Origin of the sequence: Pedobacter lusitanus, from assembly GCF_040026395.1 — a bacterium.
Classification (GTDB): Bacteria; Bacteroidota; Bacteroidia; order Sphingobacteriales; family Sphingobacteriaceae; genus Pedobacter; species Pedobacter lusitanus.
The window spans coordinates 3,402,278-3,417,896 of the sequence record NZ_CP157278.1; the positions used below are offsets into that span (position 1 = coordinate 3,402,278).

At 39.2% G+C, this 15,619-nt stretch carries 15 protein-coding genes; 5 read left to right on the forward strand and 10 right to left on the reverse strand.

Translation table 11 applies throughout. The features are described from left to right. Nucleotides 1-34 precede the first annotated feature (34 nt). From PL_RS14565 to PL_RS14585, 5 genes are all read right to left on the reverse strand, one after another. On the reverse strand, nucleotides 35-1,201 hold the full coding sequence (locus tag PL_RS14565) for a glycosyltransferase (protein ID WP_041886220.1): 1,167 nt from the start codon (nucleotides 1,199-1,201) through the stop codon (nucleotides 35-37). A 139-nt stretch (nucleotides 1,202-1,340) separates the two neighbouring features. Next, nucleotides 1,341-4,412: a translation initiation factor IF-2 gene (infB, locus tag PL_RS14570; RefSeq protein ID WP_041886223.1), complete on the reverse strand. Its 3,072-nt coding sequence runs from the start codon at nucleotides 4,410-4,412 to the stop codon at nucleotides 1,341-1,343. Between the two features lie 72 nt (nucleotides 4,413-4,484). Further along, a complete protein-coding gene (nusA, locus tag PL_RS14575; RefSeq protein ID WP_041886225.1) occupies nucleotides 4,485-5,720 on the reverse strand; it encodes a transcription termination factor NusA in 1,236 nt (411 codons plus the stop codon). Nucleotides 5,721-5,722: 2 nt separating this feature from the next. Then, complete coding sequence (gene rimP / locus PL_RS14580; RefSeq protein ID WP_041886228.1) at nucleotides 5,723-6,187, reverse strand: ribosome assembly cofactor RimP; 465 nt, start codon at nucleotides 6,185-6,187, stop codon at nucleotides 5,723-5,725. Between the two features lie 206 nt (nucleotides 6,188-6,393). Beyond that, nucleotides 6,394-6,774 (reverse strand): hypothetical protein, encoded by a 381-nt coding sequence (locus PL_RS14585; protein WP_152620387.1) that lies wholly within the window; start codon nucleotides 6,772-6,774, stop codon nucleotides 6,394-6,396. Between the two features lie 72 nt (nucleotides 6,775-6,846). Between PL_RS14585 and PL_RS14590 the strand changes: the two genes are divergently transcribed. Next, nucleotides 6,847-7,194, forward strand: coding sequence for a phage holin family protein (locus PL_RS14590; protein WP_041886233.1), 348 nt, complete (start codon nucleotides 6,847-6,849; stop codon nucleotides 7,192-7,194). A 72-nt stretch (nucleotides 7,195-7,266) separates the two neighbouring features. On the opposite strand, the gene PL_RS14595 is transcribed toward PL_RS14590, so the two are convergent. The 3 genes from PL_RS14595 to panC all read right to left on the reverse strand — a co-directional run bounded on the left by PL_RS14595 (nucleotide 7,267) and on the right by panC (nucleotide 9,761). Further along, nucleotides 7,267-8,406: an acyl-CoA dehydrogenase gene (locus tag PL_RS14595; protein ID WP_041886251.1), complete on the reverse strand. Its 1,140-nt coding sequence runs from the start codon at nucleotides 8,404-8,406 to the stop codon at nucleotides 7,267-7,269. A 120-nt stretch (nucleotides 8,407-8,526) separates the two neighbouring features. Then, the gene (panD, locus tag PL_RS14600; RefSeq protein ID WP_041886236.1) at nucleotides 8,527-8,877 is read right to left on the reverse strand and encodes an aspartate 1-decarboxylase; all 351 of its coding nucleotides are present in this window, start codon (nucleotides 8,875-8,877) and stop codon (nucleotides 8,527-8,529) included. 44 nt (nucleotides 8,878-8,921) lie between these two features. Next, on the reverse strand, nucleotides 8,922-9,761 hold the full coding sequence (gene panC / locus PL_RS14605; RefSeq protein ID WP_348619786.1) for a pantoate--beta-alanine ligase: 840 nt from the start codon (nucleotides 9,759-9,761) through the stop codon (nucleotides 8,922-8,924). Nucleotides 9,762-9,913: 152 nt separating this feature from the next. On the opposite strand from panC, the gene PL_RS14610 reads away from it, so the two are divergent. Both PL_RS14610 and PL_RS14615 read left to right on the forward strand, forming a co-directional pair. Next, nucleotides 9,914-10,738 carry a glycogen/starch synthase gene (locus PL_RS14610; RefSeq protein ID WP_041886254.1) on the forward strand — a complete coding sequence of 275 codons (825 nt, stop codon included), beginning with the start codon at nucleotides 9,914-9,916 and terminating at the stop codon, nucleotides 10,736-10,738. A gap of 23 nt (nucleotides 10,739-10,761) precedes the next feature. Continuing rightward, complete coding sequence (locus PL_RS14615; RefSeq protein ID WP_041886239.1) at nucleotides 10,762-12,249, forward strand: DUF4270 domain-containing protein; 1,488 nt, start codon at nucleotides 10,762-10,764, stop codon at nucleotides 12,247-12,249. 341 nt (nucleotides 12,250-12,590) lie between these two features. Here PL_RS14615 and PL_RS14620 read toward each other — a convergent pair whose 3' ends face one another. Together PL_RS14620 and mutY are read right to left on the reverse strand one after the other, a co-directional pair. Continuing rightward, nucleotides 12,591-13,016, reverse strand: coding sequence for a single-stranded DNA-binding protein (locus tag PL_RS14620; protein ID WP_041883024.1), 426 nt, complete (start codon nucleotides 13,014-13,016; stop codon nucleotides 12,591-12,593). Between the two features lie 14 nt (nucleotides 13,017-13,030). Then, nucleotides 13,031-14,080 carry an A/G-specific adenine glycosylase gene (gene mutY, locus PL_RS14625; RefSeq protein ID WP_041883023.1) on the reverse strand — a complete coding sequence of 350 codons (1,050 nt, stop codon included), beginning with the start codon at nucleotides 14,078-14,080 and terminating at the stop codon, nucleotides 13,031-13,033. A gap of 248 nt (nucleotides 14,081-14,328) precedes the next feature. On the opposite strand from mutY, the gene PL_RS14630 reads away from it, so the two are divergent. Together PL_RS14630 and PL_RS14635 are read left to right on the forward strand one after the other, a co-directional pair. Continuing rightward, nucleotides 14,329-14,631 (forward strand): HU family DNA-binding protein, encoded by a 303-nt coding sequence (locus tag PL_RS14630; protein ID WP_041883022.1) that lies wholly within the window; start codon nucleotides 14,329-14,331, stop codon nucleotides 14,629-14,631. Nucleotides 14,632-14,638: 7 nt separating this feature from the next. Then, nucleotides 14,639-15,502 carry a tetratricopeptide repeat protein gene (locus PL_RS14635; protein WP_041883021.1) on the forward strand — a complete coding sequence of 288 codons (864 nt, stop codon included), beginning with the start codon at nucleotides 14,639-14,641 and terminating at the stop codon, nucleotides 15,500-15,502. Nucleotides 15,503-15,619 lie beyond the last annotated feature (117 nt).

Sequence of the window (15,619 nt, forward strand, 5' to 3'; positions counted from 1 at the left end):
TGTTTTTTAGTAATTATTCTTATATCTTACTTGCTTAAACAGCTTTAAGCTCTTTTTGCAATAATTCAAGCAAATCGGCTTTAACAGAAGCTGCAGAAAATTTATTTATGGTATATGTTCTCACCTGTGTACAGTATTCAGCATAGGTCCGATCATCCAGGGCCAATACTTTTTCAATGGTCTGGTTTAATCCCTCTGATGATAACTCTTCCATCTCGAAGATAAATTTTTCCCTTGCAAATCCACAGTATTTACTTACTATTGGAATAAGACCTGCAGACATTGGTTCAATTGTGCCGCCTGGCAGGCCATCAACATAACTACTGGCAATTGTATAACTGCAATTTTCAATAATATGTCTCATTTCTACTGAGTCCATTCTTATATTTTTGTATAAGAACACATGAGGGGTATGATGTAATATTTGCTCATAATAATTTTCAAAATGGATATCCATATGAGGTACTACAATATAGAAATTCAGATCTGTTCTTAATTTTGCAACCTCCAGTAAAATATGCAACCCCTTGGTTACCAGTTTAGCTCCGGTTAGAAATAAGAAGCTTTTTGTACGTGATTCTGCAGTTTTGGGCTTAAACTCACTAAAGGAACCAAGAATATTATTATTTAGTGAATACAGATGATTCACGAATCTGCTTTTATAATCCTCATAAACAAAACCCCTGGCCAGAATAATAGCGAAATCTGCATTAAAAAGCGAGAAATAAGTACTTACTGAAATCATATTGGTTTCATTCGCCAGCCACAGCCCCGATAACCTGTGAAAATCATTTATACTTCTCAGGCACATTTCATTGTGCAGATGCTCATGTGCACCAGTAACGAACATGATCCTTGGAATATTTCGGTCTGCGTGGTAAAAGGAATCTTCGAATCGGTAACCCATACCAAAAATCACAGCATATTTTCCGTAATCAATCTCCGTAGTTTTGTCCAGGTAACTTATAATATCTACGTTGTATCCCAGTTCAGAAAAGCTTTCTGCGATGATATGCGAGGTAATATAATTCTGATGCGTAAAATGATTAGCCTTATAAAATGGATGCGTTATATAGCATATCAGGACGCTTCTTTCATAAGTTGTCTGATATAAATTATAAATCGGAGCCTGATCGGACTTTACCCTGCCAGTCCCGAATAATTTATTGACTTTTTTACTGATACTTCTTTTTATATTCATTTTAAGATGCTGTACCCGCCGGCAAGGATAGCTGTTCCGGGCAAAACGCTAATTTAAGCTTAATCCCATAAAAAACGCCCTGTTAAAAATCTTTTTCAAGATTCCTTAACAGGGCGTTCAATTAGTTTTAATTATAAACTTATAACTTTCTTTTTACTTCTACTTGTTCGTAAGCCTCAACGATATCACCTACTTCAATATTGTTGAAGTTTTGGATGTTCAGACCACATTCGTAACCTCTGGCTACTTCTTTCACATCATCTTTATAACGTTTCAGTGAAGCCAGCTCACCAGTGTAAACAACTACACCATCTCTTACGATACGGATTTTGCTGTTACGGGTAATCGTTCCATCAAGAACCATACAACCTGCAATAGTTCCCACTTTCGTGATTTTGAAGGTCTCTCTGATCTCTACGTTTGCAGTAATTTTCTCCTGGAATTCAGGAGCAAGCATACCTTCCATCGCAGCTTTGATCTCATTGATCGCATCATAGATGATAGAGTACAGACGGATATCGATTTGCTCAGCTTCAGCAAGCTTTCTTGCACCTGAAGATGGACGAACCTGGAAACCGATGATAATCGCATCAGAAGCCGAAGCTAACAATACATCAGATTCTGAAATCTGACCCACTGCTTTACTGATGATATTAATCTGAATTTCTTCAGTAGACAGTTTCAGTAATGAATCCGCTAATGCCTCAATTGAACCATCCACATCACCTTTAACAATCAGGTTAAGCTCTTTAAAGTTACCAATCGCTAAACGACGGCCAATCTCATCAAGAGTAATATGTTTCTGCGTTCTCAAGCCCTGCTCACGCATTAATTGTAAACGCTTGTTTGCAATTTCTCTCGCTTCAGACTCGTTCTCCACAGCATTGAATTTATCACCAGCTGTAGGCGCACCCTGCATACCCAGTACCTGTACCGGTACCGATGGACCTGCCTGCTCTACTTTCTGTCCACGCTCATTGAATAACGCTTTTACACGACCACTGTAACTACCCGCTAAAATCGGATCACCTACTTTTAAAGTACCAGCCTGAACCAGTACAGTAGTTACAATACCACGTCCCTTATCCAGAGTCGCTTCGATTACGCTACCAGTAGCACGTTTATTAGGATTAGCTGTCAATTCTAACAACTCAGCTTCCAATAATACTTTATCTAATAACAGATCAACGTTTAAGCCGCTTTTACCTGAAATTTCCTGAGACTGGAATTTACCACCCCAATCCTCTACCAGGATATTCATGATAGATAACTGCTCACGGATTTTATCAGAGTTTGCACCCGGTTTATCAATTTTGGTGAAGGCGAATACCAAAGGAACACCAGCTGCCTGAGCATGACTGATTGCTTCTTTAGTCTGAGGCATCACTGCATCATCCGCTGCAACAACAATAATTGCAATATCCGCTACTTTCGCACCACGTGCACGCATCGCTGTAAAGGCTTCGTGACCCGGTGTATCTAAGAAAGTAACTTTTTTACCAGTTGGTGTAGTTACCATATAAGCACCAATGTGCTGTGTAATACCCCCTGCTTCACCAGCTACAACATTTGCTTTACGGATATAATCCAGCAAAGAGGTCTTACCATGATCGACGTGACCCATGATCGTAACTACCGGAGCTCTTGGTACTAAATCTTCCGGATCATCTGATTCTTCAATAATACTGTCGCCTTCATCATCCGGTTTAACGAATTGTATTTCGTAACCAAACTCATCTGCAACGATAGTTAGTGTTTCTGCATCCAAACGCTGATTGATGGATACGAACATGCCTAAGCTCATACAAGTACCAATAATTTTGGTAACCGGTACATCCATCATACTTGCCAGTTCATTAGCGGTAACAAATTCTGTTACTTTTAATACTTTGGATTGCAGTTCCTGCTCCATTGCAGCTTCTTCAGCTGAAAGAGCTACATCATCACGTTTACCACGACGCAGTTTTGCACGCTGTGCAAATTTACCAGATTTACCAGCTCCGCTTAAACGTGCAAGCGTTGCTTTAATCTGATCCTGTATTTCTTTTTCCGTAGGTTCTTCTTTAGTGCCTCCAGTTCCGCCTGGTTTGCTGTTTCTAAAGTTAGGCCTGTTGGCTGTATTGTTTGTATTGTTCCTGAAATCAGGTCTGTTGGTAAAAGTAGGTGCTCCCGCAGGTTTTGCAGGTGCAGCAGGATTGTTGTTCCCGCCTTGCTGACCAGTAGCCGAAGGATGACCTCCTGACGACTGATTCTGTCCAGGTGATCCCGGAGCCTTTTTACGTTTACGTTTCCTTTTCGCATCATTACTGTCAGCTGAAGAAGCTACAGGTTGTGATTTACGCTCAGGTGTAGTAGGTAAAACAATTTTACCTATAATATTTGGTCCGGAAAGTTTTACCGAACGCGCTTTGATAACCTCAACTTCGTCAGGCTTATCTGCTTTTGGTGTATTCACTTCTTTAACCGGCTCTGCTTTAGCAACTGGTGATTCCACAGGTTTTGGTTTTTCTTCTTTAACTTCTTCCACAGGTTTAACTACTTCAGGTTTAATTTCAACAGGTTTAGCCTCAATAGGTTTTTCTACTGGCTTAACTTCCTCCTGAACTACCTTAGGTGCCTCCGGGATAATCGCTGCTGGTACAGGTGTCTCAACAGGAGCAGCCGGTACAACAACCGGAGCTTCCTCTTTAACAGCTTCAGCAGCTGGAAGTTCTTCTTTTTTAGCAGGGCGGGTCTTGGCGTTTAAATCATCGAGATTGATTTTTCCCACAATTTTAACACCTTTCAATGTTCCTTCATCAACCTTTTCGGCTTCTTTTTCCACTTCTGCTGCTTTTTCAGGAGCAGGGGCAGGAGCTACTTCTTCCTTCTGTTTCTCAACAGCAGGAGGAGTATAGGAATGAAGGTTTTTAATTAAAATGCCCTCGCTTTCGAATTCAACATTTTTTCTAGGTGCATCAGTAACTTTTTCAGTTACTTCAGGCTCATCACGACGAATTTTACCTATAACAATTTGATTGGCTTCTTCTTTTACGATTTTATCTCCCTGAAACTCTTTCAATAATGCATTATACATATCGCGGGAGAGTTTAGTAGTGGGTTTATTCTCAACAGAAAAGCCTTTCTTTTCTAAAAACTCAACGGCCGTAGCTATCCCTACGTTAAGTTCCTTAACTGCTTTGAATAAAATTATTGGTTTGTCGTCTGACATTGATATCCTATTTTTTCTTAATTCTTATACAAAAGTAACGTTTATTCTTGTTTTTTCTCATCAAGTCAACGCTTATTCAAATTCTGACTGTAATATACTGATAACTTCTTTAATAGTTTCTTCCTCCAGATCAGTTCTTTTTACTAATTCGTCTACTGACAGCGCTAGTACGCTTCTTGCAGTATCACAACCAATTGCTTTCAATTCGTCAATGATCCAGCTATCGATTTCATCTGAGAATTCTTCGATATCCACATCTTCATCTTCCTCACCAGCTTCACGGTAAACATCAATTTCATAACCGGTTAATTTGCCGGCAAGCTTGATATTATGTCCTCCGCGACCAATTGCAAGAGAAACCTGATCAGGCTTCAGATAAACCGAAGCATGTTTAGTTACATCATCCAATTTAATTGAAGTGATTTTGGCAGGGCTTAAAGCTCTTGTGATATATAAAGAGATATTATTTGTGAAATTGATTACATCAATATTCTCATTTTTAAGCTCTCTTACAATTCCGTGAATACGCGATCCTTTCATTCCGACACAAGCACCCACCGGGTCAATTCTGTCATCATAAGATTCAACAGCAACTTTAGCACGCTCTCCTGGCTCACGAACGATTTTTTTAATGGTAATTAAACCGTCAAAAATCTCAGGAACCTCAATTTCGAACAAACGCTGTAAAAACTCAGGAGCAATTCTCGAAATAATAATCTTAGGTGTACTGTTCATCATATCCACCTTTAAGATTACCGCACGGACAGTATCACCTTTTTTGAAATAATCCGCAGGTATCTGTTCAGTTTTAGGCATGATCAGCTCATTACCTTCATCATCCAGTACCAATGTTTCTTTTTTCCAAACCTGATAAACCTCTCCGGTTACAATTTCTCCAACTCTGTCCTTATATTTCTTAAAGATCTCGTCTTTCTCTAATTCAAGTACTTTAGATACCAGTGTCTGACGTGCAGCTAAAATAGCTCTTCTGCCGAAACTTTCTAAAGTAATCTGCTCGATGTAGTCGTCACCAACTTCCATGTCTGCATCTAACTGTTTAACCTCTGCCAGTTCGATTTCCAGATCATCATCTTCAGAAAAGCCATCTTCCATTACTTTTCTTGTACGCCAGATCTCTAAATCACCATTATCAGGGTTAACAATTACATCACAATTCTCATCAGTACCATATTTCTTACGCAACATGCTACGAAATACTTCTTCCAGCACACTTATCACCGTAGGACGGTCGATGTTCTTGAACTCTTTGAATTCTTGAAATGAATCGATTAAATTAATATTGCTCATTTTTATTTAAATGAAATTAAAACCTTTGTTTCTATTATATTATTAAAGTCCAGACTGGTTTCAACCAATTGTGCTTTCTTACCTTTTTCTTTTACTTTCGCTTCTATGGTAATGCCCTGTTCATTTACCTCTAATAGTTTCCCTTCAGTGATGTCACCACCGCTAAGCTTAACACTTAACTCCCGTCCGATGTTTTTTTCGTACTGTCTTTTAAGCTTAAGAGGCTCACCAACACCAGGAGAAGAAACTTCCAGATTATATGCTTTTTCAATAGTATTTTCTTCTTCCAGATGAAATCCAACATGTCTGCTTATGGCAGCACAATCCTGAATACTTATGCCCTGGTCACCATCTACATGAATAATCAGTTTATTGCCAGGCAACATCTTTACCTCAACCAAAAACAACTCCGGTCTGTCCGAAATTTTTTCCTCTACTAATTCTTTTACTCTGTTCTCTACTTGCATAACCCAATTTGCGGATAAAAGAAAAGAGGGGACCTCTGCCCCCTCTTGTCCCTCTATAACAGTGCAAAGGTAGAGATTTTATTTCAAAAATAAAAACAAATACCGCTTGTAAATCCATTGGATGTTTATCAGATCTAATTTAAAAAAATTAAATAACAGCCTGAAACAGAAAATAAAAAAAACAGAAACACAGGAAATTAGCGGTCTTAACGCTTTAGCATGACCTGCTGAGGCTTTACACTATGATCCAGCTTTCCCCTGATCAGCTTTGATGTACCGGCAAAATTGGTATTCATAAAAGATACAATCAAATAGTTTTTCCCCCGGACAAATGATTTCTCCGGTTTAAAAACCAAAGTACTGTCTGTTACTTCCAGTTTTCCGGCCACAGGATGCTCCATACCTGAAGTATCTTCATCTGCCGGTGTTTCCAGTACAGCGACCAGATCAGTATGAACAGTATCCGTATTCAATCCGTTTTTAATCTGCCACAAACCGGCAGGATCTATCTCAGAAAAAACAATCGCACTGCTGTCTGCCGAGAACCGTATAGAAAGTGGCTTATTATTTGCTAATGAACATGACATCAAACAGGCCATCCCAAATAGCACCGGAGGTAATTTTAACAAAACACTATACATTTTTTAAAACTAAACATTATGAAACTTATTATTGAAATTTTATTAATGGGTCTGGCTATGCTTCTGGGCTCATACATCGTTCCCGGAGTTCATATCGATGGATTCGGTACTGCTATCATTGCTGCCGTTCTGATCGCCCTGGCAAACGCTACGATCGGTTTTATCTTAAGACTCCTTACCTTCCCGGTTAATTTTCTAACCCTGGGACTGATGTCTTTCATTATTACTGTACTGATGATTCTTTTAGTAGATAGCATGATGTCAGGATTTAATACCTCAGGTTTCTTCGCAGCTGCATTTTTAGCTATAGTAGTGGCTATTATCAAAGCTTTATTTGGTACTATCGCTGGTACAGACAATGACTAAGACTAAATGTCAGAAATAAAAAAAGCGGTCTTTTCTAAAGGAAAAGACCGCTTTTTTTTCGATAAAACTATATTATCTGAGTATTTCCCTGGAGATCACCATTTGCTGAATCTCAGAAGTTCCCTCATATATTTGTGTAATTTTTGCATCTCTCATTAAACGCTCCACATGGTATTCTTTAACAAAACCATAACCGCCATGTACCTGAACAGCCTCTACTGTTACATCCATAGCTACTTTGGAAGCATACAGCTTAGCCATCGAGCCAGCCAGCGTATAAGGCAAACCCTGATCTTTTAACCATGCTGCTTTATAAACCAGCATCCTTGCTGCCTCAATCTGAGTAGCCATGTCTGCTAATTTAAAGGCGATTGCCTGATGTTCCGCAATAGGTTTACCAAACGACTTACGTTGTTTAGCATAAGCAAGCGCAAGTTCATATGCCCCTGCAGCAATACCCAGTGCCTGAGCTGCAATACCGATACGGCCACCTTCTAAGGTTTTCATCGCAAACTTAAAACCGAAACCATCTTCACCAATCCTGTTTTCTTTTGGAACTTTAACATCATTGAACATCAGAGAATGCGTATCAGATCCACGGATCCCCATTTTATTCTCTTTCGGGCCAATAGTAAAGCCTTCCATTCCCTTTTCTACAATAAAAGCATTGATTCCTTTATGCTTCAGATCCGGATGGGTCTGAGCAATTACCAGATAAGTTGAGGCATTTTTACCGTTTGTTATCCAGTTTTTTGTTCCGTTTAACAAGTAGTAATCACCTTTATCTTCGGCAGTGGTTTGCTGGGAAGTCGCATCAGATCCTGCTTCAGGTTCAGATAAACAAAACGCACCGATCTGCTGTCCCGAAGCCAGAGGCTTCAGATATTTCTCTTTCTGGAATTCAGAGCCATAAGCCTCCAGACCGTAACAAACCAAAGAATTATTGACTGAAACCACAACCGAAGCTGAAGCATCAATTTTAGAAAGTTCTTCCATGACCAGGACGTAGGATACTGCATCCAGACCGCTGCCACCGAATTTTTCTGAAACCATCATTCCTAAAAAGCCCAGCTCACCAAGTTTTTTAACTTGTTCTGCAGGAAACTTCTGGTGTTCATCTCTTTCAATCACGCCAGGCTTCAATTCATTCTGCGCAAAATCTCTCGCAGCCTGCTGGATCATCAATTGTTCTTCACTTAGTTGAAATAGCATAATAATTATATTTGGAAAATTACTTTTTGCCAAATTTAGTATTTCAAAACGAAAGATACTATGGTTGCATAGTATCTTTCCGAAAAATAACGATATTCTGATAAAATTTTAACCGGCTGCCTATTTCAGCAAGTGGTTGTTATCATCAGGAAAAACCAGGATAGGTTTGTATTTTTTAGCTTCTTCTATAGGTAAGGATCCGTAAGAAATAATAATCAGCGTATCTCCAACCTGTACCTGTCTTGCAGCTGCACCATTCAGGCACACTGTACCTTTACCGCGTTCGCCTTTAATCACATAGGTTTCAAATCTTGCCCCGTTATTATTATTGACAATCTGAACCTTTTCATTAGCAATGATATTTGCGGCATCCATCAGGTCTTCATCAATAGTAATGCTGCCTACATAGTTTAATTCCGCCTGTGTTACTCTGACACGGTGTATTTTCGATTTTAATATCTCGATAATCATGCTGTAAAGTTAGATAATATAATATAGATTTAATGTAATTCGTGTCAGTTCAGCATCATGTTATCGATCAGCCTGGTCTCTCCGACTTTCGCCGCAACCAGTGCAACCAGATGCTGCGCCGTTTTGTCCTGTTCAGGAAGAAGGGTTTCGCTGTTTGCGATCGTAAAATAATCAAGTTCCACACCTTCTGCACTATGTATAATAGCAACAGCCTCCCGAAGCAGGGTTTCTATACTTTCTGTATGGAAATGATCTTTTACATAAAACAGCGCCTTACTTAGCACCAAAGCATGTTCATGCTCCAAAGCAGATAAATGTATATTTCTGGAACTCATAGCCAGACCGTCATCTTCTCTGATTATAGGACAGGAAATAATCTGTACCGGTAAATTGAAATGAGCTACCATATTGCGGATCATCAGCACCTGCTGAAAATCTTTCTGACCAAAAAAAGCAAGATCAGGATCTACTGCATCAAAAAGTTTTTTCACAATCTGTGTTACGCCCTGATAATGTCCGCGTCTGAATTCGCCTTCCAGCAAAAACTCGGCAGGACCAAGATCAATATGCCACTTTTCAGGTACAGGATACATCTCGTTAACCGAGGGCATAAAAACGAAATCGCAGCCCGCCTCCTGTAACATTTCAATATCATGTTGCAGAGGCCTCGGATATTTCTCAAGATCTTTAGGGTCAGTAAACTGCGTTGGATTCACAAAAATGCTGCATACCACAATATCTGCATGCTGCTGAGCAATCTTAACCAGAGAAACGTGTCCTTTGTGCAAAGCACCCATAGTAGGTACTAATGCAATTTTTTGTTGAGCCAGCTTTCGCGGCTTCAGCAAGCTATTTAAACCTGCTATAGTATTTATAACTTCCAAACCGGGTTGTAAAATTTCAAAGTCCAAAGTTGGTCAATTATATAATCCCAACAAAACATCTCGGCAAGATATTGATAAATTTGAATAAATTGCTTACCTTTGCCCCTTGATTATCTTTTCTTTAACATAAATATTTATTCACAAATATGGAGATGGCAAAAACGAAGCTACTGATTGTTACACACGAGATGTCGCCTTTCCTGGAACTCACCAAAATTTCAGAGATTACCCGTCAATTACCTCAGGCAATGCAGGAAAAAGGATTTGAGATCCGTATTCTAATGCCAAGGTTCGGGAATATTAATGAACGTAGGAACAGGCTGCACGAAGTTATTCGTTTATCGGGTATGAACATCATGATTGATGACAATGACAACCCACTTATTATCAAAGTTGCATCAATTCCAGCAGCCCGTATGCAGGTGTACTTCCTGGACAATGAAGATTATTTCCAGCGCAAGTATGTATTCAGAGATAAAGAAAACAAGTTTTATGCAGACAATGACGAAAGAACAATCTTCTTTTGCAAAGGCGCACTGGAAACTGTTAAAAAACTGGGCTGGGCACCGGATATCGTGCATTGCCATGGCTGGATGACCTCACTGGTTCCTGCCTATATCAAAACTTCTTACAAAAACGACCCTACATTCAAGAATTCAAAAGTTGTTTATTCTGTTTATGAAAATTGTTTCACAGAGACTTTACATGCTGATTTGCATAAGAAAGCCGTGATGAACAACATGACAGCTGACGACACTAAAGTTTTCGAAAATGCAGACAGTAATACTTTACATATGGGTGCAATTGCTTACTCTGACGCTGTGGTTCTGGCCGATGAGAAAATTGATGCCAATGTGTTAAAATTTGTTAAAGATTCAAATAAGCCAACTTTAGCCTTTAATTTAACCGAAAATTTCGAGAACTTCTACTCTTTATATGAGGAAATCTCGAACGATGAATTGGTTTCAATTGCATAAACTCAGGTATTATTAAATTAATTATGAAATTTTCAAAACTAGACTTATTGACCCTGTTAATAAGTCTTTTTCTTTTCTCGTCTTGTAAAGACTCCAGTACTATAGGTTTAGATGTTGATCCTGCTAACAGAATTGACGGAATACTGCTTGATACCGTTACAGTTACTTCAAGAACAGTAGCAGACGAGCCCGTTACTACCTACTTTTCAGCAACTCAAACCTCAGCTGCAGGACTTTCAAGATACCCGCTTGGACAGATGACCGATGCTATTTTCGGCTCTACAACAGCAAGTCTGGCTATGTCCCTGGGTTTACCTTCAAATACCGGATTTAATGATTTTGGTAAAAATGCAACGGTTGACTCTGCGGTTTTAGTATTACCTTATCAGATAACACCTGCAACAGCAGCAAGTACGGCAGCAGGCGTGAGCCTCTTCTCTCCATTGTATGGTGACAGTACTGCAGCATTTAACATCAATGTTAGTCAGCTGGATGCAAACCTGTATACGCAAAGTAAATTCATGAGTAATACAGCATACGCTGCAAGCACTCCACTGGGTTCATTACTCGCTTTGGCAAAACCGACAACCCCGTTCAAAGTCAGAACAATCGTAACCGGAGGTCCGGACACCCTGATTGCTGTAGTTCCTCAGCTTAGAATTAAGCTGACACCAAGCATGATACAAAGTAAAATCGCGGCACTGGATTCAGCTACATTAAGCACCGTAGCTAACCTGAATGCATCTTTTAAAGGTTTAAAAGTTACAGCAGCTGCCGCTTCGGGAAAACCAGGGGGAATCATGTTTATTGATTTCAGAAGCACAAGCGCTAATCTTGAAGTGTATTACAGAAGACCAAATAAAACGACACCGGCAAATACAGATACTGCTGTAGTCAGATTCCCTGTTAACGTGGGATCAGCTCCGGTTGCTGCAACTGTAAATCATGATTATACGAATACGCCAATAGCTGCGCAGATTAAGACACCTGCAGATTATCCGGTAACTTATTTACAGGCGATGAGTGGTGTGAGAAACAAGATCACTTTCCCTTATCTTAAAAACCTGAAAGCATCTCTGGGCACCAAAATTGTAATCAACAAGGCAGAACTGGTAGTTGATATCAGTGATCCTGCCGATTCAATTCCATTCAAAATCCCACCACGTCTTGCTTTATACAGACTGGATATTGCTCAACAGAGACAGAATATACCTGATAACAACCCGGCATCACAAACTAATCCTTCTGGAGATCCGCGTGCTGTATTACCTTTTGGAGGTTACTATGATAAGACCAAGAAAAGTTATACGTTCGTAATTACCAACTATATTCAGGATCTGGTTGATGGCAAAACTGTTGATTACGGAACTTATCTGGCCCCTACATCGGCAAGTGAATTTAATGTATTCCCTTATCCGACTTCAGCTGGCAGAGCGGTAATTGGTTCATTCAATAATCCGTCGAACACAAAAATCAGACTTAACATATATTACATTAAAAATCCTAATTAATCTTTAATGTTCATATTATAAAAAAGGCCGCCCAAACTGGGTGGCCTTTTTTGTTTCCGGACACCCCCATGTAAATCAGCAGGATACCAGCATGATCATATCAACTTCTCTGCGAGCCCACATCCGTTACACTTCAGATCCACATCGAGTCCACCTTTTTGCACAAAAAGGTGGACTCGATGTGGACTTACTGTGGACTCAACGTGGACTCATACGGTAGTTAACAGCCGGACTAAGTCTGTCTAATTAAATTCCAAATGAAAAAGCCCGGAATGCTGTAAGGCATTCCGGGCTTTCCATAAATTATGAGCCTGCTATTTCAGGCCTGATCAACAGACTGATTAAAAAGGCAGATCACCTGAAATACCATCTGCATCCAAATAATCATTTTCACTTTTCGGTGTACTGTTCGTGGTTACCGGTGTATTTTCAAAGTCGCTTTTTCTGCCCAGGATAGTAAAATTCTCAGCAACAACTTCTGTTACATATTTTTTTATCTTCTCCCGGTCTTCAAATGACCGTGTACGTAGTTTTCCTTCTATATAAACGAGTTTTCCCTTCTGCAAATACTTTGATGCCACTTCGGCTAACCCTCTCCACAGCACGATGTTATGCCATTCTGTTTGTTCAATACGTTTTCCATCTTTATTATAGGTTTCGGATGTAGCCAATGGAAAACTGGCAACGGTAACACCACCATCTAAGTGACGGACTTCAGGATCCTTCCCTAAATGTCCAACTAAAATTACTTTGTTAATACCTGACATGAATTTGGAGTTTGCTATTTGTTAAAATAGAAGTTAATAAATTTGGTTAGAATTTTCGGTTGCGGCAGTTGATCCAAATCAGGCCAAGTGACCCAATTCGCTTCTGTGCTCATATTAAAGTTAACGATATAATTATCTAAAGCAAAAAATTGAACATATATAATTTGGTGTGTCAGTAAATGTTTCATCTCCATCAACGGACGAATAATAACATCTGCCCCAAACTTTTGTTTAACTTCCTGAGTAAACTCTTCATGATTTACAGCTGCCTCAGCCGCAGTTTCTATACGCGGAAAATCATACAGATGCTGCCAGATATCTTCTAAAATCCTTTTATTAACCAGGACAGTATTATCCTGCTCACAGATAAAATAATTGATATAACGGGTTTTAACCTTCACTGTTTTGAGTTTAACAGGAAGAACAGGTATCAGTTTATTATTTTTCGCATAACAGGAAAGTACCAGCGGGCAAACTTCACAATCCGGTGATTTTGGCTTACACTGCAGTGCACCAAATTCCATGATGGCCTGATTATACAATGCGGGATCTTCCTGATCAATCAGAGACTGCGCAAGTTCAGAAAACTGCTTTTTTCCGGCAGTACTGTTTATTGGTGTACTGATCCCAAAATACCGGGCAAGTACGCGAAACACATTCCCATCTAAAACCGCTTTTGCCTCACCGGAAGAAAAAGACGAAATAGCTGCCGCAGTATATTCACCCACTCCTTTAAGTTTGATCAGGTCTTTATAGCTGACAGGGAAAACCCCATCATACAGATCCATAATCTGACGCGCAGTAAACAACATATTCCTCCCCCTGGAATAATAACCCAGACCTTGCCAGAGCTTTAAGATCTCTGTTTCACTGGCCGCTGCAAAATCACTTACAGCAGGATAGGCCTCCAGAAAGCGATTAAAATATGGCAACCCCTGTTCCACCCTTGTCTGTTGTAAAATAATCTCTGATAACCAGATCACATAGGGATCCTGTGTGTGTCTCCAGGGAAGATTTCTTTTGTTAGCCAGATACCATCTGGTAAGCTCTTGCTGAAATGCCATAACCCCAAAAATACAAGTAATCCATTATTTTGTCGATTTATAAATTATTATTTTTCAGTGCTCAAAATTCTCCAATGTATATTTTGCTTTACCCTGTAGAAAAGTCCATTTCTGTAAAACTTGCAATTCCCTGATACTATTTGAGATAAATAATTGATCTTTTATTTTCCTATCTCATTAAAAAGCAATACTTTTGCAACCCCAAATCACTTATAATATTAAACACACAACAATTAATAATAGAAAATATGACTAAGGCAGATATTATTTCAGAAATATCAACGAAAACAGGAATTGAAAAAGTAGATGTACAGGAAACCGTTGAGGCGTTCTTCAAAGTAATCAAAAGTAGCATGATCGGTGGCGAAAATGTCTATGTTAGGGGTTTTGGAAGTTTTGTTGTTAAAAAGAGAGCACAAAAAACTGCCAGAAATATTTCAAAAAACACTGCGATTATTATTCCAGAGCATTTTGTACCAAGTTTCAAACCAGCAAAAGTTTTTGTTGATAAAGTAAAAAACAATTCAAAAAAACTAAGCGTAGAAGCTTAATCTGCTTATGATGAACACTATCCGATCTAAACAGACATTGATTATTGCAGCAGTAATTTTGCTTGCGGTATTTTTGTTTACAAGAGATATTAAAGGTTTAGTGAAGCCGAAGAAAGAAACAACTGGCGTTCCTGCCGGGGGGCAACTTACTTCAGCAGGCAGTACAATTAATTTAACAGAGGTTTCAACCGCTGCTAAAAATTCAATTAATGCTAACTTAGCTGCTGAAATCACTACATTGGAAAATGCATATAAAACTGCATCTGAAGATCAGAAAGTGAATGCAGCAAAAGTTCTGGCAGAAAAATGGGATGATGTTGAACAAGCTGTTCCAAGCGCATTATATCTGGAAATCATTGCTGGCAAAGAGCGTAACCTGAATAGCTGGTTAGCTGCTGGTAGCCGGTTAATGAAAGCTTTTGACAATACACAGGATAGTTTAATCTCTCCTGTACTATTACAGAAAGCAAATGCAGCTTATACGAATGCTGTTGCACTGGATTCAACAAATCTTGAAGCTAAAACCGGCCTGGGGATCACTGTCGTTAACGGCATGGGTGCACCAATGTCAGGAATAGCAATGTTGCTGGATGTCATTAAAAAAGACCCTGATAACCTGAAAGCAAACATGAGCTTGGGGACTTTTGCGATAAAATCCGGACAATTTGATAAAGCAATAACCAGGTTTAACGGTATCATTGCCAAAAAGCCTTCACCAGATGCTTATTTTTATCTGGCTACAGCTTATGAAAACCTGGGCAAAAACAAAGAGGCTGTTGAGGCTTACTTAAACAGTAAAAAATTGGCAGCAAATCCAACCTTATCAAACTTTATTGATAAGAAAGTGGCTGAACTGAAAACCAAAAACTAATAAACAGATTTATAAAAATATTTAAACCTTACAATTATGCCAAGCGGTAAAAAAAGAAAAAGACATAAAATGGCCACCCACAAACGTAAAAAACGTTTAAGAAAAAACAGACATAAG